This window comes from Brenneria sp. L3-3C-1 (genome assembly GCF_016456245.1).
Lineage (GTDB): Bacteria > Pseudomonadota > Gammaproteobacteria > Enterobacterales > Enterobacteriaceae > Brenneria.
In genome coordinates this window covers 450234-476531 of sequence record NZ_JAEMHF010000002.1, presented here as the reverse complement: position 1 = coordinate 476531, position 26298 = coordinate 450234, and the positions used below count along the sequence as shown (strand labels likewise).

Genomic DNA, 26298 nt, shown 5'->3' with positions numbered 1-26298 from the left:
CCATTGGACAGAGACTTACCGTATCAGGATCACTCTCTTCGTCTGTCCCGTCATTTCCTGCTGAAGCTCGGAGGATAGGCTCTCTGAAAAAATATTTCCCTTAATGATTGCGCAAACATATTTTATTTTTTCATGGGCGATTTTTTGTTTTTATCGATTATTTTGTGATCTATTTTGCAAGATTAAGCACTTTTCATGGTCATGTCTTTATATCGGGTTTATTAATGATTGCGCAATCATTTTATTGGAGATGAAAGATGACCATCAGTGCTAACTCAGATGCCGTAAGCTACGCCAACGTCACCAATGCCAGAACCGCTGCTGATTCAGGGGATCGGATCGTATGGGTGAAAATCTCGTTGGCCTTTTTACCTCTGGCAACGCCCGTCAGCGATGCAAAAGTGCTTACTGGCCGACAAAAGCCGCTCACCGAAGTCGCGATTATTTTTGCTGAAATTCGCAGTCGGGATGGTTTTGAAGGGGTGGGGTTCAGTTACTCAAAACGTGCCGGAGGGCAAGGTATCTATGCCCATGCCAAAGAAATCGCTGATAACCTGATTGGCGAAGATCCCAGCGATATTGACAAAATCTATACCAAACTGCTGTGGGCCGGGGCCTCTGTTGGACGTAGCGGCATGGCTGTGCAGGCTATTTCCCCAATCGATATTGCGCTGTGGGATATGAAATCCAAACGCGCCGGTTTGCCGCTGGCGAAACTGCTGGGATCGCATCGTGATTCCGTGCAGTGCTATAACACCTCCGGCGGGTTCCTGCATACGCCGCTGGAGCAGGTTTTAAAAAATGTGGTTATTTCACGTGAAAGCGGCATTGGCGGAATAAAACTGAAGGTGGGGCAGCCCAACACTGAAGAAGACATTCGCCGCCTCACTGCGGTGCGTGAGGCCTTGGGGGATGAATTCCCGCTGATGGTGGATGCCAATCAACAATGGGATCGTGAAACGGCAATTCGCATGGGGCGCAAGATGGAAGCATTCAATCTTGTCTGGATTGAAGAACCTCTTGATGCCTACGATGTGGAAGGGCACGCCGCACTGACTTCAGCCCTTGATACACCTATTGCAACCGGTGAGATGTTGACCAGTTTTCGGGAGCATGAACAGCTGATCCTCGGCAACGCCAGCGATTTTGTACAGCCCGATGCCCCGCGTGTTGGCGGGATTTCGCCTTTTTTGAAAATCATGGATCTGGCTGCGAAGCATGGTCGTAAACTGGCCCCCCATTTTGCGATGGAAGTCCATTTGCATTTGGCTGCCGCCTATCCTATCGAACCCTGGCTTGAACATTTCGAATGGCTAAACCCGCTCTTTAACGAACAGCTTGAGCTGCGTGATGGCCGTATGTGGGTTTCTGAACGCCTTGGGCTTGGATTTACCCTCAGTGAACAAGCTCGAAAATGGACCACGCTGGCGTGCGAGTTTGGTAAACGTCCCTGATGAACGCCGTGACTGATCTTTATGCCATCAGTCACGGTTTTTATCTGTATCCCTACAAATCCAATTAAATGCAACCCTTATTAACAGGAGTTGTCTGTCATGAATACATTAAAAAAGCGGACGAATGTCCGGTATGTAATTCTATTATTTCTTTTTCTGGCAACTGTTTTTAATTATGCAGACCGGGCGACGCTTTCAGTTGTTGCTCCATTTATGAGTAAAGAGTTAGGTTTTGATCCGGAAGTCATGGGGCTGGCTTTTTCCGCTTTTGGCATTTCCTACGTTATTATGCAAATTCCAGGGGGATTATTACTGGATAAATTTGGATCGCGCTTAGTGTATGGTTGTGCGTTAATCGCCTGGTCCATTGTCACGATGTTTCAGGGAACCATTTATCTTTTTGCATCCCCGCTTATCGTTTTGATTATACTGCGGTTAATGATGGGGGCTATCGAGGCTCCGGCGTTCCCGGCCAATAGTCGCCTTAGCGTACAATGGTTTCCCAATAACGAAAGGGGATTCGTTACCTCTGTTTATCAAGCTGCACAATATATTTCTTTAGGTATCGTTACGCCATTGATGACGGTTATTTTACATAACCTGAGCTGGCACTATGTATTTTATTATATTGGCGCTATCGGGGTTGTATTGGGCGGCTTTTGGTTTATCTACGTTCAGGAACCCTTCAGGCATAAACGCATTAATCAGGAGGAAATTGACTATATTCGTTCTGGCGGCGGAGAACCTCATTTAGGCAGCAGTGCTAAGAAAAACAAAATCAGTTTCTCACAAATTAAAGTGGTTTGCGTTAATCGCATGATGATTGGCGTTTATATCGGCCAGTTTTGTGTTACTTCAATAACCTGGTTTTTTCTTACCTGGTTTCCGACTTATTTATATCAGGCGAAAGGGATGTCGATACTGAAAGTCGGTCTGGTTGCCTCTGTGCCCGCTATCGCCGGATTTATTGGCGGACTCATGGGCGGTGTTTTTTCAGATTATCTGCTTCGGCGCGGCTATAGTCTGACAATATCACGCAAACTCCCGATTATCTGCGGCATGTTGCTCTCTTGCTCTATCGTCGCCGCTAATTACACCGGGTCGGAGGTGGTGGTTATTGCGGCAATGAGCCTGGCTTTCTTTGCCAAAGGTTTCGGCAATCTGGGGTGGTGTGTATTAAGCGACACCTCACCTAAAGAAATTCTGGGAATAGCCGGCGGGGTTTTTAACATGTGCGGCAATCTGGCCAGCATCGTTACGCCGTTAGTGATTGGCTTTATTTTGTCCGCCACTCAATCGTTTGATTATGCCATTTTGTATGTGGGATCGATGGGCGTAATTGGGCTTATTTCTTATGTATTTATCGTCGGGCCATTGGAGCGTATCCGGATTGAGCCTCCCAGGGGGGAATAACGCAGATATTGGGTAATTTGGCTACACTTTTTGCTGTTCCGGAATATTTAACCCCTTCCCGGAACAGCATTTTTTTATATTGTCGAAAGTAGACTTACCCTATCGTAATAGCCAGGCCGCTACGTATTCCGACCGTTCTCGCATCGCCAGGGCTCAGGCCAGATCCAGAACCAGGATTTTTGAACGGCGATGATAGTTGTACAGCTCCTGCTTTCTCTTCGGCAGCATTTCCACTTCAGCGAGTAAAAATCCGCGCTCCTGGAACCAGTGAATACTGTGGGTGGTCAGGACGAACAGTTTTTTCAGTCCTTGCTGGCGAGCCTGGGCCGCGATTCGCTGTAGCAGCATGTCGCCGCGCGAGGAGCTACGATAGTCCGGATGCACCGCGACGCAGGCCATCTCACCGATGTTCTCTTCCGGGAAAGGATAAAGCGCCGCGCAGGCAATGGTCAGATTATCCCGCACCACCACGGTAAACTTATCGATTTCCATTTCCAACTGTTCACGGGAACGCCTGACCAGAATGCCCTGCTGTTCCAGCGGGCGGATCAGCTCCAGAATGCCGCCGATGTCGTTAATCGTCGCCCTGCGTACCTGTTCGGCGCTTTCCATTACGATTTGCGTGCCAATCCCGTCGCGGGAGAACAGTTCCTGAAGCAGCGCGCCATCATCCTGATAGCTGATCAAATGGCTGCGGCGTACGCCGCTGCGGCAGGCTTTCACTGCTCCGCGCAGGAATCTGACCGTACCGGATTGGTAATCGCCCTGTTCTTCCAGCGTTTCGATGCGCCGTTGGGCGTCGTCCGGAAACAGCTCGGAAATGATGTTGCCTTCTTCGTTGATCACGCCCTGTGAAGAGCAGAAACCGATCATTTTCTCGGCTTTCAGCTTGATCGCCAACTGGGTGGCGACTTCTTCCGAGGTCAGGTTGAAGCTTTCCCCGGTGACGGAAACCGCGACCGGCCCCAGCAGGACAATCGCGCCGCTATTCAACTGGCGGTGCAAGGCTTCTTCGTCGATACGACGAATGCGTCCGCTGTGGCAGTAGTCCACGCCGTCATCCACGCCAAGCGGCTGGGCGATAATAAAGTTGCCGCTGACGACGTTGATGTGCGCGCCCTGTAGCGGCGTATTATTCAAACTCATCGACAACCGGGCGGTGATATCCAACTGCAACATCCCGGCGGCTTGTTTAACCAGCTCCAGCGTGGTTCTGTCCGTGATGCGGATATTTTTGTGGTAATGCGGCTCGTAGTGATGGGTGGTCAGGTTGCTGTCAATCTGCGGGCGGGCGCCATAAACCACCACCAGCTTAATCCCCAGGCTGTGCAGCAGCCCGATATCGTTAATGATGCTGGCGAAGTTTTCATGCTCAATGGCTTCGCCGCCCAGCATGATGACAAAGGTTTTGCCGCGATGGGCATTGATATAGGGAACCGAGTGGCGGAAGCCTTCCACCAGTTCTGTACTACGCTCCTTCACTGGGACTCCTGTTTGAATTTTTATTCGTAATTTTTGTATTTTTATTCTTTATGGGGAAAAACGCAAGGGGTAAGTCATCGCTGAAAGACCGGAAGGGTAAATTAAGAATTTATCCCTTTTGTGCCTGAAAGATACCGTCGGTAAAGCATAAAAATGATTTTTGCATGACACGGGAGAGGAGATTGGTTAAAGTTTTTGAAAATTTTCTTATCCCTACGCTCAGTGCCTGGCAATAACACAGTAATCAGACCGGAGTTGCATGTCTCATTCGAATCACAATCTGACTCGGCGGCGCCTGTTACAAAGCGCTGCGGCAACCTGGCTGTTAAGTGTGAGCGGTGTCGGGATGGCCGCGGTCGCGCAGGTGATTGCCGTGCGCGTCTGGCCTTCTTCTTCTTATACCCGCGTCACGCTGGAATCAAATCATTCGCTTAAGTACAAGCAGTTCACCCTTAGCAATCCGGATCGCATCGTGGTGGACATTGAAAATATCCACCTTAATAACGTCCTGAAGAATATTTCCAGTCAGTTTCAGCAAAACGATCCGCTGATTAAAAATGCCAGAATCGGCCAGTTTGATAAAAATACGGTGCGTTTGGTGTTGGAATTAAAGCAGGGAACGGATGCCAAGCTGTTTACGCTGAGCCCGGTCGCGGAATTCAAACACCGTCTGGTGATGGATCTCTATCCGCTGCCAGGACGTTATGACAACGAAGACGACCCGTTGCTGGCGCTGTTGGAGGATTACAATAAGGGCGATCTGGAGCGCACGCTGCCGGCGGAGGCGCCGCAAGCCGGGAAAGCCGGGCGCGATCGTCCGCTGGTCATTATGCTTGATCCCGGCCACGGCGGTGAAGATCCCGGCGCGATTGGTAAAAACAAAACGCGCGAGAAAGATATTGTGTTGCAGATAGCCCGCCGCCTGCGCGCCTTGATCGATCGTGAACCCAATATGAAAGCGTATATGACCCGCAATGAAGATGTATTTATCCCGTTGCGCGTGCGGGTGGCGAAAGCGCGCAAGCAGCGGGCCGACCTGTTTATCTCTATTCATGCGGATGCGTTTACCAATCGCGCGGCAAGGGGATCGTCGGTATTCGCGCTGTCCAAAAAAGGCGCGACCAGCACCGCGGCAAGCTTTCTGGCGCAGACGCAGAACGAATCGGATTTAATCGGCGGGGTGAGCATGAGCGGCGATCGCTATCTCGACCATACCATGTTTGACCTGGTGCAGACCGTTACCATTAACGACAGTCTGAAGTTCGGCAAGGAAATATTGACCCGGCTGGGCAAGGTGAATCGTCTGCATAAAAATAGCGTCGATCAGGCCGGGTTTGCGGTGCTGAAAGCCCCTGATATCCCCTCTGTTCTGGTGGAAACGGCATTTATCAGTAATCTGGAAGAAGAACGCAAATTACGCACCAGTCAGTTCCAGCAACAGATAGCCGAATCTATTCTTACCGGTATCAAGGCCTATTTTGCCGCGCATTCGGGGCGCTAACTAAGGCAGCGTTGGCTGTAGCAAATGAATGTTGATCGGAATGGGGTATCTCAGAAAGCAAAAAACACCCGTTAAGGGTGTTCAGCTATTGATTATCAATTGGTTGCGGGGGCCGGATTTGAACCGACGACCTTCGGGTTATGAGCCCGACGAGCTACCGGGCTGCTCCACCCCGCGTCCGTCTTGATATCGTACTTCTTTTGATGGTTTACACACATCAAATTGGTTGCGGGGGCCGGATTTGAACCGACGACCTTCGGGTTATGAGCCCGACGAGCTACCAGGCTGCTCCACCCCGCGTCCGTGGATGCGCACTATACTCCCCATGAACTTCTATGCAACCTATTTCTGTAAAAAATACGGGATAACCCGCACGGGTGCTGAATTTACCACCCAATAGATTGTTTTTTATACACAATGTCATGGGGTTTCATGTGGATAAACGACGTTCGCCGTCCTGAATGGCATGGCTGTGCTATTTTTTATCCGGGGTCGTTTCTTTCTATATAGGTGTTTGTTATCGTTCGACGGTGAATCCGTCGATGTCAAAAGAGAGCGCAACGAAGATGAAAGGATGTTGGGGAAAATATGTGCTGACCGGCGTGGTGATCGCCATTTTGGCTGGGTGTCAGTCCAGGCCGACCGATCGGGGCCAGCAGTATAAAGACGGACACCTCAATCAGCCTCTGGAACTGGTGAATGAGCCGAGCGCCAAGGGGAAACCGGTCAATGCGCGCGACTTTGTCACCCAGGTCTCTGAAATCAGGGCGGCATCTCCGGGGCTATACTCCCGCAACACCAATACCTTTCAGGCGATAGAAAACTGGATGATATCCGGCGCCGATACCCGCGAGCTAAGCAAATTCGGCTTGAGCGCCTGGCAGATGGAAGGCGTGGATAACTTCGGCAACGTCCAATTCACCGGTTATTACACGCCGGTGCTGCAAGCCCGCTATACCCGTCAGGGAGAGTTTCGCCATCCGCTCTACGCCATGCCGTCACGGGGCAAGAAAAACCGCCGCTTGCCGGATCGCGCCGCTATCTATTCCGGGGCGTTGGATGACAGCCTGATTCTGGCCTGGTCGAATTCACTGGTGGATAACTTTATGATGGAGGTGCAGGGCAGCGCCTACATCGATTTTGGCGACGGTCGCCCGCTGACTTTCTTTGGTTATGCCGGTAAAAACGGTCATGCCTATCGCAGTATCGGTAAGGTGCTGATCGACCGTGGCGAGGTGGCGCGTGAAGAGATGTCTATGCAGGCTATCCGCAAGTGGGCGGAACAGCGCAGCGAATATGAAGTGCGGGAGTTGCTGGAACAGAATCCGTCTTTTGTATTCTTTAAACCGATGATGTCCGCGCCAGTCAAAGGCGCCAGCGCGGTGCCGCTGGTGGCTAAAGCGTCCGTGGCGTCGGATCGTTCGCTGATCCCGCCGGGTACGGCACTGCTGGCGGAGGTGCCTTTGCTGGATAATGAAGGGAAATTCACCGGTAAGTATGAAATGCGCGTGATGATTGCGCTGGATGTCGGCGGCGCGATTAAAGGCCAGCACTTCGATATTTATCAGGGCATCGGGCATGAGGCGGGTCATGCGGCGGGGTTCTATAACCACTATGGGCGGGTATGGGTACTGAAAAACACCCAAACTGATAATACTTTGTTCAGTGCTTCTCAGGGCAATCCGGCAATGAAGACCCCTGGTTCAGGCTCGTTGTTGGTTAATAATCCACTGAATTAATTCGTGTTCCACAGGTTGAAATACGCATAAGCAATTTCGAATTACGCATAAATCATTGGCGATTTCGGCGATTGGGTAAGGTGCGGAACCACGCTATTATATAGTCCGCTAACTACTTACCACGAGGTCGTCATGTCGATTAAGCGTTATCCACACCTTGCACACTGGGGCGCGTTTACCGCGGTTGTTGAGGGCGGAAAATTGATCCGCTGTGAGCCGTTTGCGGACGATCCGGCTCCCTCCGCCATGCTCGACTCCATTGTGCCGTTGGTCTATTCGGAACGCCGCATCCGCCGTCCCGCAGTACGCCGTTCGTGGCTGCAAAAACGCGAGAACAGCGATCGCACGCTGCGGGGTAAGGAAGCGTTTGTTGAGGTTGACTGGGATGTGGCGCTGGATCTGGTGGCCGCGGAGAACCGCCGCGTGCGCGATCGGTATGGCGCCGACGGGCTGTTTGCCGGCTCTTACGGCTGGTCTTCCGCCGGGCGTTTTCATCATGCGCGCTCGCAGGTGCGTCGTTTCTATTTCTCCGGCGGCGGGGCGGTCGACCAACTGGGCAACTACAGCTGGGGAGCGGCGCAGTTTTTCCTGCCTTATGTGATCGGCACGTTTCATCCCCTGACCGGAAAAGTGACCGAGTGGCGCAGCGTTGCCGAACACTGCGATATTTTCCTCGCTTTCGGCGGTTTGGCGCTGAAAAACGCCCAGGTCGCCTCCGGCGGCGCCGGGCATCATACGCTTAAGCCCGCGCTGGAAAAGCTGGTGGAAAAAGGCATTCCGGTGATTAACATCAGCCCGATGCGTGACGACTGCCCTGAGTTTGTCAACGCCGAGTGGATCCCTATCCGCCCGAATACCGACGTGGCGCTGATGCTGGCGCTGGGCTATGAAATCCAGCGGCTGAACGCCGACGATAAGGATTTTCTGCAACGCTACTGCGTGGGCTACGATCAACTGACGGATTACCTGCACGGGCGCGGCGACGGGGTTGCCAAAACTCCGGAATGGGCCAGCGCCATCACCGGTATTCCGGCGCAACGTATCCAGCGCCTGGCGCGGCAGTTGATCGGGGTGCGCAGCTTTATCACCTGTTCCTATTCCGTCCAGCGCGCGCACCGCGGCGAGCAGCCTTATTGGATGATGATCGCGCTCTCATCCATGCTGGGGCAGGTCGGTTTACCGGGCGGCGGTTTTTCGTTCGGACATGGTTCGATGAACAGCGTGGGCAACGAACGTATTTCGACGCCCGCCCCGGCTTCTCCCTCCTGTGCGAATGCCGGACGGGCGATCCCTGTCGCGCGTATCGCCGATATGTTGCTGAATCCGGGGCAGCCGTACACCTTTCAGGGGGAAACTCACACCTATCCTGATATCCATTTGATTCACTGGGCCGGGGGCAATCCTTTCCACCACCACCAGCAGTTGAACCGGCTGGTTGAAGGCTGGCGCCGGCCGGATACGGTCATCGTTCAGGATATCGTCTGGACGCCGGCGGCGCAGATGGCGGATATCGTGCTGCCGGTGACCACGACGCTGGAGCGTAATGATATTGGCGGCTCTTCCCGCGACCGTTTTATTTTTGCCATGCATCAGGCGATTGCCCCGCAGCACCAGGCGCGTCATGACTTCGATATTTTCAGCGAACTGGCCGAACGGCTGGGCTATCAGGAGACGTTCACCCAAAACCGTAATGAGCGGCAATGGCTGGAAACCCTGTATGCGGATTGCCGAGCCAGACAGAACGACGCCGGGCAATTGTGGCCGTCATTCGATGAATTCTGGCGCCATGGGCATGTCGAGATCCCGATGGATGAAAAGCCGTTCGTATTCTTTGAAGATTTCCGCCGCGACCCGCAGCAACATGCGCTGCAAACGCCAAGCGGCAAAATAGAGCTATTCAGTTCGACCATTGCCGGCTACGACTACCCCGACTTTGCGCCGCATCCTGAATGGCGGCCGCCGGTTGAATGGCTGGGTGCGCCCGCCAGCAAAACATGGCCGCTGCACTTTATTTCCATTCAGCCTTCCGATCGGCTGCACAGCCAACTGGCGGCGACGCCGCAGGTTGAGGCCAATAAAACGGCAGGTAAAGAAACGCTCTATATGCATCCGCAGGATGCGGCGGCGCGTGAGATTACCGACCGCTCACAGGTGGAAGTCAGAAACGATCGCGGCCGTATTTTGGCCGGCGTGCGGATCACCGACGGCGTGACGCCGGGCGTGGTGATTATGTCCACCGGCGCCTGGTTTGAACCGGGGTTTGGGCGCAAAGAGTGGCACCCGGTCGAACAATCGGGCAACGCGAACGTCCTGACGCTGGATATCGGCACCTCTTCACTCACTCAGGGGCCGAACGCCATGAGCTGTCTGGTGGATGTGGTACGGGTTTAGCGCTATCCTGAGGCGTTTTTATTTTCCCTGAGTCAAAGGTCGGTTGTTAATGAGTACGCAATTTTCCGAAGCCTATTTACAGCGCTTCGGCGGCACCGCGCGGTTATATGGTCAGCAGGCGCTGGCGCTGTTTTCTCAGGCTCATATCTGTGTGATTGGCATCGGCGGCGTGGGCAGTTGGGCGGCGGAAGCGCTGGCCCGCACCGGTATTGGCGCCATCACGCTGATTGATATGGATGACGTGTGCGTCAGCAATACCAACCGGCAGATCCATGCGTTGCGCCAGCATACCGGGCAGGCGAAAACCGAGGTGATGGCGGAACGTATTCTGGCCATTAACCCGGAATGCAAGGTCACCTGCGTGGACGATTTCATCAGCGCAGAGAATGTGGCGGAGTTACTTGACCGCAATTTCAGCTATGTGATTGACGCCATTGATAGCGTTCGTCCGAAAGCGGCCCTGCTGTCGTACTGCCGCCGCTATAAAATCCCGGTGGTCACCACCGGCGGGGCGGGCGGGCAAATTGACCCGACGCGTATTGACGTGGCCGATCTGGCCAGAACCATTCAGGATCCGCTGGCGGCCAAACTGCGTGAACGGCTGAAACATGATTTTAACGTGGTGAAAAACAGCAAAGGGAAACTGGGCATTGACTGCGTATTTTCCAGCGAACCGCTGGTGTATCCGCAGCCGGACGGCTCCGTCTGCGCCTCGCGCCGCACCGCCGAAGGCGCAATGCGCATGGACTGCGCTTCTGGTTTCGGCGCGGCAACCATGGTGACGGCGACCTTTGGTTTTGTCGCCGTTTCCCATGTGTTGAAGAAGATGATGGCGAAAGCGACGCGCCAGTCACAGGGTTAACCTCACGCGGTGCGGCAGGCCGTTTCGGTTATTGCGCGCAAACGTGTTCCGCTATCTCCCGAATTCTGGCGGCCAGCGCCGCTAAGCCGCTGGAGCGAGAGGCGCTGAGTTGGGCGCGTAGCCCCAGCCGATCGAAAAGCGCCAGCGGATCGTCCTGAAGCAGTTCGCCCGCGGTTTTTCCTTCCGCGGCGGTGAGTAACACCGCCAGCAGGCCACGCACGATGCGGCCGTCGCTGTCGCCATAAAAATGCAATGTGCCGTCTTCCCGCCGCTGATAGCCCAGCCAGACGCGGTTTTCACAGCCAGACAGCGAAATGGCGTCGTCTTTCAGCGCTTCCGGCAGCGAAGGGAGCTGTTTGGCTAATAAAATCAGCTGCCGGTAGCGCTCTTCCCATGAACGACAGGCATCAAAACGGATTTGCAGATCGTCAGCGTTAATCTGAGATCCGAAAGGGTGGGGAGTATCGGCAATATCAGTCATGGTTTTTCATATCGATTAATCGGTCAGTAATTCAAGTGAATTACCGATGGCCGTGACCAGCGAGGCAACGTCCTGCTCATTATTATACGGCGCAAACGAGGCGCGCAGCGTGCCGTTGACTCCCAGCGCCGCCATCAGCGGCTGTGCGCAATGGTGTCCGGCACGTAAGGCAATGCCGCTTTCGGCCAGCAGCGTGACCAGATCGTTATGGTGCACGCCGGAAAACGTGAAAGAAAGCAGGCTGGAATCAGAACGGCGGAAACTGCGAAATCCCGGGAATTGCGCCAATTGAGATTCTGCCTGGCGGGCCAGATCCCGGCTATACTGCTCCGCGCCATGCCAATCCTGCGGGGACAGCCAATCCAGCGCCGCGGAAAGGCCAAGTACCCCGGCGATGTGCGGCGTACCGGCTTCAAACCGGTAAGGGATCGCCTGCGGGGTAAAGCCGTCAAAGGAAACCTGGCTCATCATTTTGCCGCCGCCCTGCCACGGAAGCATCCTTTCCAGCAACGCCGGTTTGCCGTACAACACGCCGAGCCCGGTGGGGGCATACAGCTTGTGTGCGGAAAAAGCGTAAAAATCGATATCCAACGCCTGAACATCGGGCGGACAGTGCGCCATTCCCTGCGCGCCATCGACCATCACCACGGCGCCGTACTGATGAGCAAGCTGAATGGCTGTCGCCAAATCGGGCAGACCGCCGGTGACGTTGGACATGTGGCCCAGCGCCAGCAATCGGGATCGTGGCGTCAGTAAATCGGCAAGCCGCCCGATATCCGGCAACCCATCCGCGCCGACCGGCAGTTTCACCACCCGCGCGCCAGTCTGTTCCGCCGCCATCAGCCAGGGGATTAAATTGGCGTGGTGTTCCGCTTCGCTGACGACGATTTCGTCGCCGGGTTGCAGACGCGGACGGGCATAGCTTTGAGCGACCAGATTGATCGCTTCCGTCGTGCCTTTAGTCCAGACGATGGTGCGGGGATCTTCCGCATTAAGCAGCGTCGCCACCTGTTCCCGTGTCTGTTCGAAATGGTGCGTCAGCGCCTGAGCCGCCCGATGTTGGCTGCGGTGAACCGTACCGTTTCCCATGCTGTAAAACTGCTGCACGGCGTCGATCACGGTCTGTGGCTTCAGGGCCGTTGCCGCGCTGTCCAGATACACGGCGCCATCCCTGAGCGCGGGAAACTGCTGGCGAAACGTTGTGGCGTTAAACGGTGTCATGGTCATCCTCTTTTGGGGAGTCAGATCCTGTCCCATTTTCCCGGGTGAAACAAGTTTAGGACTATACTTAACGTTACTTTGTGGAAAAACCAACAAACCTTGCTACGCTTTAAAGTGTTAAGTTTTAGAGTTTACTTGTGTATAAGGCTAATTAAAGAACATTTAAATTCAATTGGAGTTGATTATGAAGAATAAAATTTCTATTTTGGCGGCGATTGTTATGGCATTTTCTCTGGCGGCCTGTTCGAGCAATTACGTCCTGCATACCAACGACGGGCGCACGATTGTAGCCGATGGCAAACCGAAAGTTGATACGGATACCGGTATGATCAGTTATACCGACGCATACGGGCAGAATCAGCAGATTAACCGCGCTGACGTGAAGGAAATGGTGGAAGCGAAGTAGTTATGGTCGGCGGCTTGATATTGCAGATAAAAAAAAGCACCGCGATTTGCGGTGCTATATATAAAATCACTATGGACAGACAGGGTAAATGTACAGGAAGTGAAATAAGGTAGACTCGCTACCGCGTCTGAAAAGGCAGACAATAAACAGCAAACACAACATCACAACCACAAGCCAAAAGCACCTCAGGTCACCCCTCCGCACTTTTCGTTCCGGCTCAGGAAGTCGCGCTAATATAGGTATTTGCTGGTACATCCTCAACGGACAAATTATAATGGCTCGGATTATAAAAACTAATAGATAAATCCGCGCGTCGAAGGCGTTATTTATCGGTAAATAAAAGAATTTTATTTATGTCAAAACGTCTACCTCCGCTCAATTCTTTGCGTGTATTTGATGCGGCAGCCCGTCACCTGAGCTTCACCAAAGCGGCGGAAGAGTTGTTCGTTACGCAGGCGGCGGTGAGTCATCAAATTAAGTCACTGGAGGATTTCCTGGGGCTTAAACTGTTTCGCCGCCGTAACCGCTCCTTGCTGCTGACGGAAGAAGGTCAAAGTTATTATCTTGATATTAAAGAAATTTTCTCTTCACTTAATGAAGCGACCCGTAAATTGCAGTCGCGCAGCGCCAAGGGCGCGCTGACGGTCAGTCTGCTGCCCAGCTTTGCCATTCACTGGCTGGTTCCCCGTTTGTCGAGCTTTAACTCTGAATATCCCGGTATCGATGTGCGCATTCAGGCCGTCGATCGGGATGAAGATCGCCTGTCGGACGATGTGGATGTGGCTATTTTTTACGGCCGTGGCAATTGGCCCGGGCTGCGGGTGGAAAAGTTGTACGCCGAATATCTGTTGCCGGTCTGTTCGCCGGTATTGTTGACCGGCAACCATCCGTTGAAAACGCCGGACGATCTAGCGGCGCACACGTTGCTGCATGACGCCTCGCGCCGTGACTGGCTGACCTACACGCGTCAGCTTGGCGTGCAGATCAATGTGCAGCAGGGGCCGATTTTCAGCCATAGCGCGATGGTGCTTCAGGCGGCAATTCACGGGCAGGGCGTGGCGCTGGCAAATAATGTTATGGCGCAGACGGAAATCGAGGCCGGTCGGCTGGTGTGTCCGTTTAATGACGTTTTGGTCAGCAAAAATGCTTTTTATCTGGTATGTCATGACAGTCAGGCAGAACTGGGTAAAATAGCCGCTTTCCGACACTGGATCCTGGCTCGGGCGGCCAATGAGCAGGAAAAGTTTCGTTTTCGTTATGATAACGGTACGCGCTGAGGCGAAGCGCATCGTCTCGGATTTACACACGACGCTATTGGATAAAACGATGAATGGTCGATTCATGCTGGTGTTTGCCGCCGTCAGCGGTTTTGTTTTTGTCGCGCTGGGGGCATTCGGCAGCCATGTGTTAAGCAAAACGCTGGGCCAGAACGAACTCGCCTGGCTGCATACCGGGCTGGAGTATCAGGCGTTTCATACGCTGGCTATTCTGGCGTTGTCTATCGTCATGTATCAGCGCAGCAGTCTGTGGTTCTACTGGAGCAGTGTTTTTCTGGCCCTGGGGACGGTGTTGTTCTGCGGTAGCCTGTACTGTTTGGCCCTGTCGCCTCTGAGGCTTTGGGTTTATGTCACGCCGATTGGTGGATTCTGTTTTCTGGTTGGGTGGTTATTAATGTTGGTTGGCGCACTGCGTCTGAAGAGAAAGGCTGAACGCCATGAATAAAGTGATTCTGTACTGTCGCCCGGGATTTGAGAAAGAGTGTGCGGCGGAAATAACGGAAAAAGCCACGCACCATAACGCCTATGGTTTTGCCAGAGTAAAAGAGAACAGCGGCTATGTGATCTTTGAATGCTATCAGCATGAAGATGCGGAGCGACTAATAAAAGAGCTGCCGTTTCATGAGTTGATTTTTGCCCGGCAGATGTTCATCAGCGGCGAACTGCTGCGCGATCTGCCGCCGGAAGATCGCATTACGCCGATTGTCGGGATGCTGACGGGGGCTATCGAGCGCGCGGGTGAATTGCGTGTTGAAGTGCCGGACACCAATGAAAGTAAGGAACTGATGAAATTCTGCCGCAAATTTACCGTGCCTCTACGTGCGGCGTTGCGTGAGAACAAGATTTTATTGGGATATGAGAAAGCCGACCGACCGGTGCTGCATGTGCTGTTTATCGCGCCCGGTTGCTGTTATGTCGGTTACTCTTACAGTAGCAACAACTCTCCGTTTTACATGGGGATCCCGCGCCTGAAGTTCCCGTCGGATGCGCCCAGCCGCTCGACGTTGAAGCTGGAAGAGGCTTTCCACGTGTTTATCCCGGCGGATGAGTGGGATGAACGGCTCGGCAGCGGTATGTATGCGGTTGATCTGGGCGCGTGTCCCGGCGGCTGGACTTATCAACTGGTGAAACGCAGCATGATGGTTCACGCCGTGGATAATGGCCCGATGGCGCCAAGTCTGATGGACACCGGGCAGGTGATGCATCATCAGGCCGATGGTTTCCGCTTTGAACCGCCGCGTAATAACGTTTACTGGCTGGTGTGCGACATGGTGGAAAAACCGGCCAAGGTAACCAGTCTGATTGCCAACTGGCTGGTAAAAGGCTGGTGCCGCGAAGCAATATTCAATCTGAAATTGCCGATGAAAAAGCGTTATGAGGAAGTCTCGCAGAATCTGGCTTTGCTTAACGCGCGTCTGGCTGAGAACGGTATTAATGCCGAGGTGCATGCCAAACAGTTGTATCACGATCGTGAAGAGGTGACGGTACACGCACGGCGATTCTGGGCCGCCGTGCCGGGTCGGCGCGACGAGCGATAGTTTTTCACCGCCTTTCCATCATTATCATTTCCTATACGTGCAGCGGCAAAGCGCTGTATGTATAGGCGACGGGTTAAAGATAGAAAGAAGGCGAGAGAGCCGGGCTTAATGATGCTGCGGCGATAATCTCAACTGTTGCAGATTGCCGTTCAGCGTCAGCTCGGTACTGAGCGTTGCCACCTTTCGGCTGATAAACGCCATTTCCCGCTGTTGCTCAAGCTTGTTCCGCCATTTTTCCGGCACATTCGTCAGATCCTGATAAAGCGCATCCAGACTGCCGGCCTGTTGCAACAACTGCACGGCGCTTTTGGGGCCGATGCCGCTGACGCCGGGGATCTTACTGCTGCCGATGCCGGCCAATCCCCAGTAATCGGCAAGCTGTTGCGGCAAGACGCCAAACTCCTGCTGCACAAAAGGCAAATCGAGCCAGCGTTTCTGAAAGTAATCACGGATCTGGATCGTCGGCGCCAATAGCTGGCAATAGCCTTTATCGGTTGAAACAATGGTTGCCTGATATCCGGAGGCCGCCACTTTGGTCGCCAGCGTGGCGGCCAGATCGTCGGCTTCGTTGCCCGGTGAATGCCAACTGGCAACGCCCATTGAGGCAAAAGCCGCTTTAATCTGCGGCAGTTCCCCTTTGAGATCGTCCGGCATCGGCGTTCGTCCGGCTTTGTAATCCGGTAAAATCTGATGACGCCAACTGGTGCTTCGGTCTTCGTCGTCAAATACCGCGACAGCATGCGTTGGCTGGCTATGTTGCAGCAGTTGATTTAATGCATGCTGACAGGCGGTGACGCAGGGCGAGCCTTGTACCGCATGAATCCGACGTATCAGGTTAAGCGCATCGACAATCAGCAAATGTACAGGCATAGGCAGTTTCCTGATAGGGTCATCCGTGTGTGCGGGGAAGGGTTACTTCCCCGTGAGGTCTGTATCGAATCGCCTAATCGAATAGCGTTTAACCGATTCGATGCGCGGTAATATCAAGCATCGCGTAATAGCCGGTATGCATAACATCAGGCACAGATTTCGTAGCATGGAATGTAAGCGCTGCCAGGGAGTTTCATGCGCTGCTGTGCAACGAAACCCTGTAGCAATATATCCATACTTTTCATCATCCGCGGATCCCCATGCAGCTTATAAGGCCCTTCCTGCTCGATGGCCTGGATACCGATTTCCTTAACGTTGCCGGCAACTATACCGGAGAAAGCGCGACGTAGCGCGGCGGCAAGCTTTTCCGCGGGCTGCTCGGGATGCAGGTTAAGGTTGGCCATATTTTCATGGCTGGGGTTGAACGGCATTTGCAGGTCTGGCGCGATGCGCAACGACCAGTTAAAGCTATACGCATCCCCGGTATGACGACGGCTTTCCTTCACCAACGGCATCGATTTCTTCATCTGGCGCGCCACTTCCGCCGCGTCATTAATAATGATGGAATAGTAGCGGCGAGCCTGACGTCCTAAAGTGCCGATAATAAATTCATCCAGCACGCGGAAATAATCGGCGCTTTCTTCCGGCCCGGTGAGGATGATCGGCAATACTTGCTCGCTGTTTTCCGGGTTCATCATAATACCCAGCAGGTACAGGAACTCTTCCGCCGTTCCTACTCCGCCGGGGAAAATGATGATGCCATGACCGATGCGTACAAAGGCCTCCAGACGTTTTTCAATGTCCGGCATGATGATCAATTCATTCACCAGCGGGTTAGGCGGTTCAGCGGCAATGATGGACGGTTCGGTCATGCCGATGAAGCGCCCGTCTTTATAGCGCTGCTGGGCATGTCCGACCGCGGCGCCTTTCATCGGCGCTTCCATCGCGCCGGGGCCGCAGCCGGTACAGATGTTCAGCTCGCGCAGGCCAAGCTGGCTGCCGACTTTCCGCGCGTAGAGATATTCGGTTTCATTGATTGAGTGACCGCCCCAACACACCACCATATTAGGCTCTTCCCCCACGTGCAGCGCTCTGGCGTTACGTAAAATAGAAAAAACCATATTGGTAATGTGCGCGGAATTTTCCAGATCCAGATTCTGGTAATGGCCCGCGCTGGTGATTTGCCCATTCACAAACAGGATATCGCGCAGCACGGCAAACAGGTTGGCCTGAAGCGAACGGATAATATAACCGTCAACAAATGCTTCTTCAGGAGGGTTAACCAACTCCAGTTTGACGCCGCGTTCACGGCGCAGCACGTTAATATCGAAGTTTTCATAACGGGAAAGCAGCTCTTTGCTGTTATCCGTCTGGCTACCGGAATTTAATACGGCGAGGGAACAGTTACGAAACAAACGGTAAAGATCGCTGCTGGCGGTGCTTTTCAGCATGTCCACTTCCAACTGTGACAACAAATCCATTGACCCTAACGGGCTGATATGTGTAATCAATTTTGCTCCTTTAATCGCAGTAAAATCCGTCGATTCAGCGCTTATTTTCATCTGTGTCCACCTTAGCGCGCTCCCATCATTTTTTCCAATCATGATGGCGATGGGCAACCGAAGTTGCGTAGCGCTACGCATTTATTGACGCGGCAATCGTCCGTCAGGCGCGGTGAAAGGATAGTTACTGCGCCATGGATTAATATCCAGCCCGCCGCGGCGAGTGTAACGGGCGTACACGCTGAGTTTTTCCGGCTGGTAATAACGCATCAGATCGTTAAAAATTCGCTCTACGCACTGTTCATGGAACTCATTATGATGGCGGAATGACACGATATAGCGCAGCAGCGACTCCCGATTAATGCGTTTTCCGCGGTAGTGGATCTGCACCGAGCCCCAGTCCGGCTGATGGGTGATCAGACAGTTAGACTTAAGCAAGTGGCTGACCAGCGTTTCTTCCGTCCATGTCTGGTCTTGATTGCCCGCGGCCAGATAGTCGGCGCTGAAGGTGTAGTCGTCGATCCGGATATCCTGATCGTCGATACATTCGCCGCTGAATGCGGCAATGGGTTGTCCCTCAAGTTCGCTGAGTTTAAACAGTGTTATGCTGACCTGTCCTTGCGCGCACCGGGCGAGATCGTTTATTAACGTGGCGCGTACATCGTCCCAACTATCAAATACGGTTTGATTGAAGCTGTTCAGGTAAAGTTTGAAACTTTTGGACTCAACCAGGTTCAGGCTGTCGGCGTCCAGACGCATTTCACCGACAGCGACTTGCGGAACGCCATTTCTGTTCAGCCAGGAAAGCTCATAAAGCGTCCAGATATCCGCGCCATGAAACGGCAGATCTGGCGGAAAGATGCCAAGCGGTTCGCGGTTCAGGCTACGGGGAACCGGCTGCAATAAACCGGCATCGTAGCGATCGTGATAAGGAGTGGGTTTCCCCAGCGTCAGCCCGCTCAGGGCTTGATGCTTGTCGTAAGCGGACATGCTGTTGCCTTGATAGAAGAAGATACAATAATGACTAGTGTAACCCGACTAATAGAATGATGAGAAAAATTATGGATCATGAGGTAACTCAGGCGTTGACGGCATTTACCCGGCGTTATGTCGAGTTCTGGCGGCAGGAAACCGGGCGCGCGCCAGCCAGCGAGGCTTTATACGGCGTGCCTTCCCCTTGTATTACAGACACTAAGGATGATGCGGTTTACTGGTTGCCGCAGCCATTTTTACCCGCTGCGACGCTGGATGGCGTGGAGCGCGCGCTGGATATTAGCTTGCACCCGGATATCCATGCTTTTTATACCATGCAATATGCCGGCGATATGGCGGCGCAATTTGGCTCGGTTTCCTGTGTTGTGCTCCAGGTCTGGAGCGAAGAGGATTTTTCCCGCATGCAGGAAAATCTGATCGGCCATCTGCTGACGCAGAAACGGCTTAAATTGCCTCCGACGCTGTTTTTAGCCACGACCGATTCTGAAATGACGATGATTTCACTGTGTAATGTCTCCGGCCAGATCATTCTTGAAGAATTTGGGACGAAAAAACATCAAGTTTTGGCGCCGACGCTGGCAGTGTTTCTTTCCCAGCTTCGTCCGTTACTGTCCTAATGATTAATCATGTTTCACTTTTCGTGATGTGAGAGATCTCTTACACTTGCTGTAAGAGATCTCGTATCTTTCATATTGAGCTTGGTTTTTATTTTAATTTTTCTATTATTAATTAGTGTGTTAATGTTTTTTTCTCTCTTTTGCCATAAAGGCAGCGGATAAACTATGTCGCTTGCCTCTTGCTGAATTCGAACAATTAATACATCTTATTACTTAAATTAGTAACCGGTTGTATTGGATGTAGCGGTAATCGTCGGTAAAGATGATGGCGGGTTCATCAAGGTTTATTTGACGAATGAACGACGTTTTCAGGAAGAAGCGAGGGACACCTCCAGGAAGGAGACTGAGAACCGATCGGGAATGTCGGTGGGGCTGGAGCCTAAAGGAATTTAGTCATGGATGATACAGGATGGATCAGTCAGGACGAAAGTAGGACGCCAGCAGGGATAGTCGGTTAGGAAGACCACTCAGGAAAAGTTTTCACGGATGAGCAGGGACGCAAAGGTGTAGCGGGATGGCTATAAAACGAACCGGGGGTACTGAGCAATCAGTGCCCCCATTTTTTTGCCGAATTGTTTACCGAAACGCGAATATTGGGCGAGACTAATATCAATGGTATGCTTCGCCGCCTACTGCAACAGGCTTAAGCCGTGAGAAATCGCATGAGTTTAGAGAATCAGGTGCGTCAGTCTTTGTTGGATATCGAACGTGTATTACGAGACAGCCCTTTCTGGCAGGAATTACCGCCGGAGGCCGCCGCTTTTGCCAGCGTAGAACCTTTCTGCATTGACACCATGACGGCGGAGCAATGGTTACAGTGGGTGCTGTTGCCGCGTATGCATGCGCTGCTTGACGGCGGTGCGCCGCTACCCGCTGAATTATCTTTGTTGCCGTATTTCGAAGAGGCGCTGGAAGGCGCCTCGTCTGATAGAGAACCGGTTCTGATGGTTATTGCGCAGCTTGATGCCTTGTTTGACAAAGATGAGCCGGGTCACCGTCTATCGGATGAAAACCGCCATGCTTGAGATCATTTATCAAGATGAGCATCTGGTGGCGGTAAATAAGCCTGCCGGGTGGCTGGTGCATCGTAGCTGGCTGGATCGCAAAGAAAAAGTTGTTGTTATGCAGACGGTGCGCGATCAAATCGGTCGGCATGTCTATACCGTTCATCGTCTTGATCGACCAACCTCCGGCGTGCTTTTACTGGCGCTTTCCAGCGAAATCGCCCGCCGGTTGTCCAGGCAGCTTGAACAGCATCAGATGCAGAAGCTCTATCATGCCGTGGTGCGAGGCTATGTTTTGGATGACGGCGTGGTTGATTACGCGTTGACGGAAGAGCTGGACAAAATCGCGGATAAATTTGCCAATCCGGATAAAGCGCCTCAACCGGCGGTAAGCCATTATCGGACGTTGGCACAGGCTGAAATGCCGGTGGCTATCGGTCGTTACCCCACATCACGCTATAGTTTACTGGAGCTGACGCCGCAAACCGGTCGCAAGCACCAGTTGCGGCGTCATATGTCGCATATTCGCCATCCGATTATTGGCGACAGTACGCATGGCGACCTGCGGCAAAATCGGGGGATGCATGCACATTTTTCCTGTGACCGACTCATGCTGCATGCCAGCCGACTAAGCTTGCCTCACCCGGTAAGCGGCCGGATGCTGACGCTGCAAGCGCGTTGGGATGCGGCCTGGCAGGGGGTGATGTCGCAGTTTGGCTGGCAGGGGATTCTCCCTGACTTTGAAAGGGTTGAGTTTCCTGCTGCGTCGGGTCAGGATAGCGGGTATTTCATCGGGTATTAAATAAAAAGGGAGTCAGAATCATGGCGCAGATTGGTATTTTTGTTGGCACGGTCTACGGAAATGCATTGCTGGTAGCCGAAGAAGCAGAAAATATCCTCAAAGAACGCGGGCATGAGGTCAGGGTTTATGAGGATGCGTCACTGGAGTCATGGCTGAACTACCGTGAACATTATGTGCTGGTGGTGACATCAACGACGGGGCAGGGGCAGTTGCCTGACTCCATTGCTCCCTTGTACGCGGCCTTGCGGGAGCAGGGTGGCTATCAACCGGAACTGCGCTATGGATTGATTGTTCTGGGTGACAGCAGCTACGAGAATTTCTGCGGCGGCGGTCATCAGTTTGATGCGTTGTTGCAGGAAATCGGCGCAAAACGTATTGGCGACGTACTGGATATTGACGCCATTGAACACCCTGAACCGGAAGTGATTTCCTGCCCGTGGGTGGAACAGTGGGCGGATTCCATAGAACAGTAAGATGTGAATACAACACGGGAGCGCCAAGGCTCCCGTTATACTGTGTGGTGATTGCAGAGGAGGTCAGCGATTTTTGGTCAGCTTTTCTAAATCGGCTTCGATCTCGGCGATCTTGTTGGAGACCACGCCTTCCAGATGGCGCAGATCGTCAAGAATTTTGCGTTTTAAATCGACTTCCACCTGCTCGTGCTGACAGATTTGGTCAAGCTCATCAATAACATAACGTAGGTTAGGGCTGATTTCATTGATCTCTTTGTATCCCTGACCGGAATTGTCCGCCATGATGGTTTTACGCTGACGCGGATATTTGAACTTCACGCTTTTGGCGAAAAACTCGCCCTTGTCCTTGCGAAAGTATATTTTCAGGATGTCGTTACTGGCTTCCTGGCGCAGGCTATAGCGATCAATATCATCCGGATTGGTAATACCCAGGCTTTTCAGATTGTCATACATAATGCCACCTTTGATGTTAAAATAGTTCAATTATCATACTGATAAGCAGCCTGCTTTATCTGTGACATACCCCACTTACCTGACGCCGGGGTGTTCCTGGCGCGATTCAATATGATGGGTACAGCAATACGCTGGGGAGAGTCGGCGATAAAAATGGCGGGTTGGATAACCCGCCAGATTCAGTTTAGTCGATGGTGCGTAATAACTCATTAATACCCACTTTCCCGCGGGTTTTCGCATCCACTTTCTTGACAATAACGGCGCAGTACAGGCTATGGCTGCCATCTTTGGACGGCAGGTTGCCGGACACCACCACCGAACCCGCAGGTACGCGTCCATAGTGGCTTTCACCGGTTTCACGGTCGTAGATTCGGGTGCTTTGGCTGATGAATACGCCCATTGAGATGACCGAACCTTCCTCAACGATCACGCCTTCAACCACTTCGGAGCGTGCGCCGATAAAGCAGTTGTCTTCGATGATGGTGGGGTTGGCCTGCAAGGGTTCCAGTACGCCGCCGATGCCGACGCCGCCGGACAGGTGGACGTTTTTACCAATCTGCGCACAGGAGCCGACTGTCACCCAGGTGTCTACCATGGTGCCTTCGTCGACGTAGGCGCCGATGTTGACATAAGAGGGCATAAGCACGGTATTGCGGGCGATAAATGCGCCTTTACGTACGCTGGCCGGCGGCGCGACGCGGAAACCTTCGCGCTGGAAACGTTCAGCATCATAATCGGCGAATTTCATCGGCACTTTGTCGTAATAGCGCGTTTCCGCGCCTTCAATAAGCTGGTTATCGTTAATGCGGAAAGAGAGCAGCACGGCTTTTTTCAGCCATTGATGAGTGACCCACTGACCGTCGATTTTTTCCGCGACGCGCAGCGCGCCGCTGTCCAGCAGGCTGATGGCCTGATTGACGGCCTCGCGCGTGACGCTGTCCGCGTTGGCCGGGGTAATCTCGGCGCGGCGTTCGAAGGCGGTTTCGATAACGTTCTGTAATTGTTGATGCATCCTGTTTTCTCTTTCCTGATTGTGAAAATTAACTCAATGGTACTTTATCGTTTGGGTTAAGGGCTTCTGTCAACCGTTCTTGCAATTTAAGACGCAATTCCGGCTTCAGCGCTCGCCTGTCGCTGTCCGCCAGAATAAATAAATCTTCCACCCGTTCGCCGATAGTGGAAATGCGGGCGCCATGCAGCGATAAATTGAGATCGGCGAAGATTTCGCCGATGCGGGCCAGCAGCCCGGGCTGATCGAGGGCGCTAAGTTCCATATAGCTGCGTCGGTCCGTATGGGTCGGCAGAAAACTGACCTCGGTCGGTACGCTGAAGTGGCGTAATTTCGGCGACGGGCGGCGCGCGCGCGGATGCTGATAGTCACGCTGCGTCAGCGCCTGCTCAAGTGCGTAACGCGTCATTTCGTGACGATCCTGCGCCAGCGGGCTGCCGTCCGGTTCCAGCACGATGAACGTGTCCATGGCCATCCCGTCACGGCTGGTAAAGATCTGCGCATCGTGAACGCTGAGGTTACGACGATCCAGTTCACCGGCCACGGCGGCAAACAGATACGGCCGGTCCGGGCACCAGATGAAAATTTCCGTTCCACCCCGGCTGGCCTGATGACTGATTAATACCAAAGGCTTGTTGGTATCGTGTTCCAGCAGGTGGCGGGCGTGCCAGGCCAGTTGGTTGGGGGAATGCCGCAGGAAATAGTCGGCCCGGCAACGGCCCCAGATATTGTGCAGCGCTTCTTCGTCGATATTGTCCATGCGCAACAGAGCCAGCGCCTGTAAACGATGGTGGCGTACGCGTTCGCGCAGGTCCGGGGTATTTTGCATCCCGCGGCGAAGCTGCTTTTCGGTCGCAAAATAGAGTTCGCGCAACAGACTTTGTTTCCAACTGTTCCATAAGGTTTCATTGGTGGCGCAGATATCGGCGACGGTCAGGCTGACCAGATAGCGCAAACGGGTTTCGCTCTGCATTTCCGTGGCAAACTGCTGAATGACCGCCGGATCCTGAATATCGCGGCGCTGCGCGGTAACGGACATCAGCAGATGGCGACGCACCAGCCAGGACACAAGCTGCGCCTCACGGGAATTCAACCCATGCAGGGCGGCGAACTCCAGCACATCCTGTGCGCCGAGTTCCGAATGATCGCCGCCGCGGCCTTTGGCGATGTCATGGAACAGCGCCGCGAGCAACAGCAGCTCAGGCTGGGGAAGACGCGGGTACAGTTCCACGCATAGCGGATGGCGCGAGCGGGTATCCTCATTCGCAAAGCTTTCCAGCTTCAGCAGCACCCGAATGGTATGCTCGTCGACCGTATAAGCATGAAACAAATCAAACTGCATTTGCCCGACGATATTGCTCCACTGCGGCATATAGGCCGATAACACGCTGTGATGGTGCATGGGGAGCAGAGCGCGGCTGACGGCATGCGGGTGATGCAGTATGTTCATAAACAGCTGCCGCGCTTCTGGAATGGTGCACAACGGACTGGCGAGGTGACGCCGCGCATGGCGCAATTGGCGCAGGGTGGTGGAGTAGATGCCGGCGATATCGCGGTTGCGCACCATCAGGTAAAACATGCGCATGATGGCTTCCGGCTTACGGATGAACAAGGTTTCATCCCGCAGATCAATCAGATTGCCGCGCAGTTGGAATTCGTCATCGATCGGGCGCGGTTTTTCGCTGGTATCCAGCGCCAGAATGGCTTCATCAAACAGTTGCAACAGCATATGGTTCAGTTCGCTGACGCGGCGAGTCACCCGATAGAAGTCTTTCATCATGCGCTCTACCGGCGCATTCCCCTCTCCCTGATATTGCAGAAGCTGGGCGACGTTGAGCTGACGGTCGAATAACAGGCGGTTATCGTAGCGCGGCAGCATAAGATGCAAGGCAAAGCGGATACGCCATAGAAAGCTCTGGCACTCATTCAGCTCTTTGCGCTCGGCTTCCGTCAGAAAACCAAAACCGACCATTTCGTCCAGCGAGGTGGCGCCGAAATGGCGGCGGGCGACCCACAACAGGGTGTGAATGTCGCGTAATCCGCCGGGGCTGCTTTTGATATCGGGTTCGAGATTGTAGCTGGTGCTGTGGTAACGCTGATGGCGTTCCTGTTGTTCGACGATTTTAGCCGGGAAAAACGCCGAAGAAGGCCAGAACGTTTCGCTGAATACCTGTTTTTGCAAATTGAGAAACAGGGCGACATCACCGCATATCATGCGGGATTCAATCAGGTTGGTGGCGACGGAAATATCGGCCCGCCCTTCTTGTAAGCATTGTTCCAGCGTTCTTACGCTATGGCCGACTTCAAGTTTCAGATCCCACAGCAACGTAATAAAAGCGCCCACGCGTTGTGAGCGCTTTTCGTCGAGTTTGTCCTGGCTAAGCACCAGAACGTCAATATCCGACAGCGGGTGCAGTTCGCCGCGACCGTAGCCGCCGACGGCAACCAGGGCCGTTTGCGCGGTGTTTTCAAAACCGTAAAAAGACCACAGCCGCTGGAGTAAACGATCGATGAACTCGGTTCGGGCCGCAATCAGCGTTTCGGCGCTGACGCCTGATTTAAATTCCGTTCCCAGCCAGAGCTGAAATTGTTCCAGTCGCTGTTTCAACGTCTGGCAATTCAGCATGTCGTCACGATAAGTCAGCGGCGAATCAGGAGGCTGTGCGGCCGTGTGGGTTTCAACAGGAATCGCTGGTGAAAGGTTTTTGTTGGTCATATGCGCAACCTATAAAAATCGCCGGGAGTGATTTTAAACGTCGCTTGCGACAGCCCACGGGGTGGCCGGCTATCCCTGCCTGCCATAATAAAAG

23 protein-coding genes and 2 tRNA genes are annotated in these 26298 nt (G+C 53.3%); 14 read left to right on the top strand and 11 right to left on the bottom strand.

Annotated elements, in window-relative coordinates:
• Positions 1-257 precede the first annotated feature (257 nt).
• Together JG725_RS08610 and JG725_RS08605 are read left to right on the top strand one after the other, a co-directional pair.
• Positions 258-1454, top strand: a complete 1197-nt coding sequence (locus JG725_RS08610) for an L-talarate/galactarate dehydratase (RefSeq protein WP_172289599.1) — start codon at positions 258-260, stop codon at positions 1452-1454.
• 99 nt (positions 1455-1553) lie between these two features.
• Positions 1554-2867 (top strand): MFS transporter, encoded by a 1314-nt coding sequence (locus JG725_RS08605; RefSeq protein ID WP_199377599.1) that lies wholly within the window; start codon positions 1554-1556, stop codon positions 2865-2867.
• Positions 2868-3020: 153 nt separating this feature from the next.
• Here the strand turns inward: JG725_RS08605 and argA are convergent, their stop codons facing one another.
• The gene (gene argA, locus JG725_RS08600) at positions 3021-4349 is read right to left on the bottom strand and encodes an amino-acid N-acetyltransferase (protein ID WP_172289601.1); all 1329 of its coding nucleotides are present in this window, start codon (positions 4347-4349) and stop codon (positions 3021-3023) included.
• Positions 4350-4608: 259 nt separating this feature from the next.
• Here argA and amiC point away from each other — a divergent pair, with 259 nt between their 5' ends.
• Positions 4609-5850 carry an N-acetylmuramoyl-L-alanine amidase AmiC gene (amiC, locus tag JG725_RS08595; protein ID WP_172289602.1) on the top strand — a complete coding sequence of 414 codons (1242 nt, stop codon included), beginning with the start codon at positions 4609-4611 and terminating at the stop codon, positions 5848-5850.
• 100 nt (positions 5851-5950) lie between these two features.
• Here amiC and JG725_RS08590 read toward each other — a convergent pair.
• Positions 5951-6027: transfer RNA gene (locus tag JG725_RS08590), tRNA-Met, on the bottom strand.
• Positions 6028-6073: 46 nt separating this feature from the next.
• Positions 6074-6150 (bottom strand) — tRNA-Met (locus JG725_RS08585).
• A 266-nt stretch (positions 6151-6416) separates the two neighbouring features.
• Between JG725_RS08585 and mltA the strand changes: the two genes are divergently transcribed.
• The 3 genes from mltA (at position 6417) to tcdA (ending at position 10842) form a co-directional block, all read left to right on the top strand.
• The gene (mltA, locus tag JG725_RS08580; protein ID WP_199377735.1) at positions 6417-7589 is read left to right on the top strand and encodes a murein transglycosylase A; all 1173 of its coding nucleotides are present in this window, start codon (positions 6417-6419) and stop codon (positions 7587-7589) included.
• A 132-nt stretch (positions 7590-7721) separates the two neighbouring features.
• A complete protein-coding gene (locus JG725_RS08575) occupies positions 7722-9980 on the top strand; it encodes a molybdopterin guanine dinucleotide-containing S/N-oxide reductase (RefSeq protein WP_199377597.1) in 2259 nt (752 codons plus the stop codon).
• Positions 9981-10029: 49 nt separating this feature from the next.
• On the top strand, positions 10030-10842 hold the full coding sequence (gene tcdA / locus JG725_RS08570; RefSeq protein WP_199377595.1) for a tRNA cyclic N6-threonylcarbamoyladenosine(37) synthase TcdA: 813 nt from the start codon (positions 10030-10032) through the stop codon (positions 10840-10842).
• Between the two features lie 28 nt (positions 10843-10870).
• Here the strand turns inward: tcdA and csdE are convergent, their stop codons facing one another.
• Positions 10871-11323, bottom strand: a complete 453-nt coding sequence (gene csdE / locus JG725_RS08565) for a cysteine desulfurase sulfur acceptor subunit CsdE (RefSeq protein WP_199377593.1) — start codon at positions 11321-11323, stop codon at positions 10871-10873.
• A gap of 15 nt (positions 11324-11338) precedes the next feature.
• Positions 11339-12544, bottom strand: coding sequence for a cysteine desulfurase CsdA (gene csdA, locus JG725_RS08560; protein ID WP_199377590.1), 1206 nt, complete (start codon positions 12542-12544; stop codon positions 11339-11341).
• 184 nt (positions 12545-12728) lie between these two features.
• On the opposite strand from csdA, the gene JG725_RS08555 reads away from it, so the two are divergent.
• From JG725_RS08555 to rlmM, 4 genes are all read left to right on the top strand, one after another.
• Positions 12729-12950, top strand: coding sequence for a YgdI/YgdR family lipoprotein (locus JG725_RS08555; protein WP_172289607.1), 222 nt, complete (start codon positions 12729-12731; stop codon positions 12948-12950).
• Positions 12951-13303: 353 nt separating this feature from the next.
• Positions 13304-14227, top strand: coding sequence for a transcriptional regulator GcvA (locus JG725_RS08550; protein WP_172289608.1), 924 nt, complete (start codon positions 13304-13306; stop codon positions 14225-14227).
• A 49-nt stretch (positions 14228-14276) separates the two neighbouring features.
• A complete protein-coding gene (locus JG725_RS08545) occupies positions 14277-14672 on the top strand; it encodes a DUF423 domain-containing protein (RefSeq protein WP_199377588.1) in 396 nt (131 codons plus the stop codon).
• The gene (gene rlmM, locus JG725_RS08540; RefSeq protein ID WP_199377586.1) at positions 14665-15765 is read left to right on the top strand and encodes a 23S rRNA (cytidine(2498)-2'-O)-methyltransferase RlmM; all 1101 of its coding nucleotides are present in this window, start codon (positions 14665-14667) and stop codon (positions 15763-15765) included. The genes JG725_RS08545 and rlmM overlap by 8 nt, the downstream gene beginning before the upstream one ends.
• 105 nt (positions 15766-15870) lie before the next feature.
• Here the strand turns inward: rlmM and xni are convergent, their stop codons facing one another.
• The 3 genes from xni to queF all read right to left on the bottom strand — a co-directional run bounded on the left by xni (position 15871) and on the right by queF (position 19127).
• Positions 15871-16635, bottom strand: coding sequence for a flap endonuclease Xni (xni, locus tag JG725_RS08535; protein ID WP_199377584.1), 765 nt, complete (start codon positions 16633-16635; stop codon positions 15871-15873).
• A 146-nt stretch (positions 16636-16781) separates the two neighbouring features.
• Positions 16782-18146, bottom strand: coding sequence for a nucleotide 5'-monophosphate nucleosidase PpnN (ppnN, locus tag JG725_RS08530; protein ID WP_172290017.1), 1365 nt, complete (start codon positions 18144-18146; stop codon positions 16782-16784).
• 132 nt (positions 18147-18278) lie between these two features.
• Entirely contained in the window at positions 18279-19127 is an 849-nt protein-coding gene (gene queF / locus JG725_RS08525; protein ID WP_199377582.1) for an NADPH-dependent 7-cyano-7-deazaguanine reductase QueF, read from the bottom strand.
• Positions 19128-19198: 71 nt separating this feature from the next.
• On the opposite strand from queF, the gene syd reads away from it, so the two are divergent.
• From syd to JG725_RS08505, 4 genes are all read left to right on the top strand, one after another.
• Positions 19199-19747, top strand: coding sequence for a SecY-interacting protein (gene syd / locus JG725_RS08520; RefSeq protein WP_199377580.1), 549 nt, complete (start codon positions 19199-19201; stop codon positions 19745-19747).
• Between the two features lie 662 nt (positions 19748-20409).
• Entirely contained in the window at positions 20410-20772 is a 363-nt protein-coding gene (locus JG725_RS08515) for a YqcC family protein (RefSeq protein ID WP_199377578.1), read from the top strand.
• Positions 20765-21553, top strand: coding sequence for a tRNA pseudouridine(65) synthase TruC (truC, locus tag JG725_RS08510; protein WP_199377576.1), 789 nt, complete (start codon positions 20765-20767; stop codon positions 21551-21553). The genes JG725_RS08515 and truC overlap by 8 nt, the downstream gene beginning before the upstream one ends.
• Positions 21554-21573: 20 nt before the next feature.
• Complete coding sequence (locus JG725_RS08505) at positions 21574-22026, top strand: flavodoxin (protein WP_172289616.1); 453 nt, start codon at positions 21574-21576, stop codon at positions 22024-22026.
• Positions 22027-22089: 63 nt separating this feature from the next.
• Here JG725_RS08505 and JG725_RS08500 read toward each other — a convergent pair whose 3' ends face one another.
• The 3 genes from JG725_RS08500 to glnD all read right to left on the bottom strand — a co-directional run bounded on the left by JG725_RS08500 (position 22090) and on the right by glnD (position 26204).
• Positions 22090-22479 (bottom strand): DUF3461 family protein, encoded by a 390-nt coding sequence (locus tag JG725_RS08500; protein WP_172289617.1) that lies wholly within the window; start codon positions 22477-22479, stop codon positions 22090-22092.
• 184 nt (positions 22480-22663) lie between these two features.
• Positions 22664-23491, bottom strand: coding sequence for a 2,3,4,5-tetrahydropyridine-2,6-dicarboxylate N-succinyltransferase (dapD, locus tag JG725_RS08495; protein WP_172289618.1), 828 nt, complete (start codon positions 23489-23491; stop codon positions 22664-22666).
• A gap of 28 nt (positions 23492-23519) precedes the next feature.
• Positions 23520-26204, bottom strand: coding sequence for a bifunctional uridylyltransferase/uridylyl-removing protein GlnD (glnD, locus tag JG725_RS08490; RefSeq protein WP_172289619.1), 2685 nt, complete (start codon positions 26202-26204; stop codon positions 23520-23522).
• Positions 26205-26298: the final 94 nt, after the last annotated feature.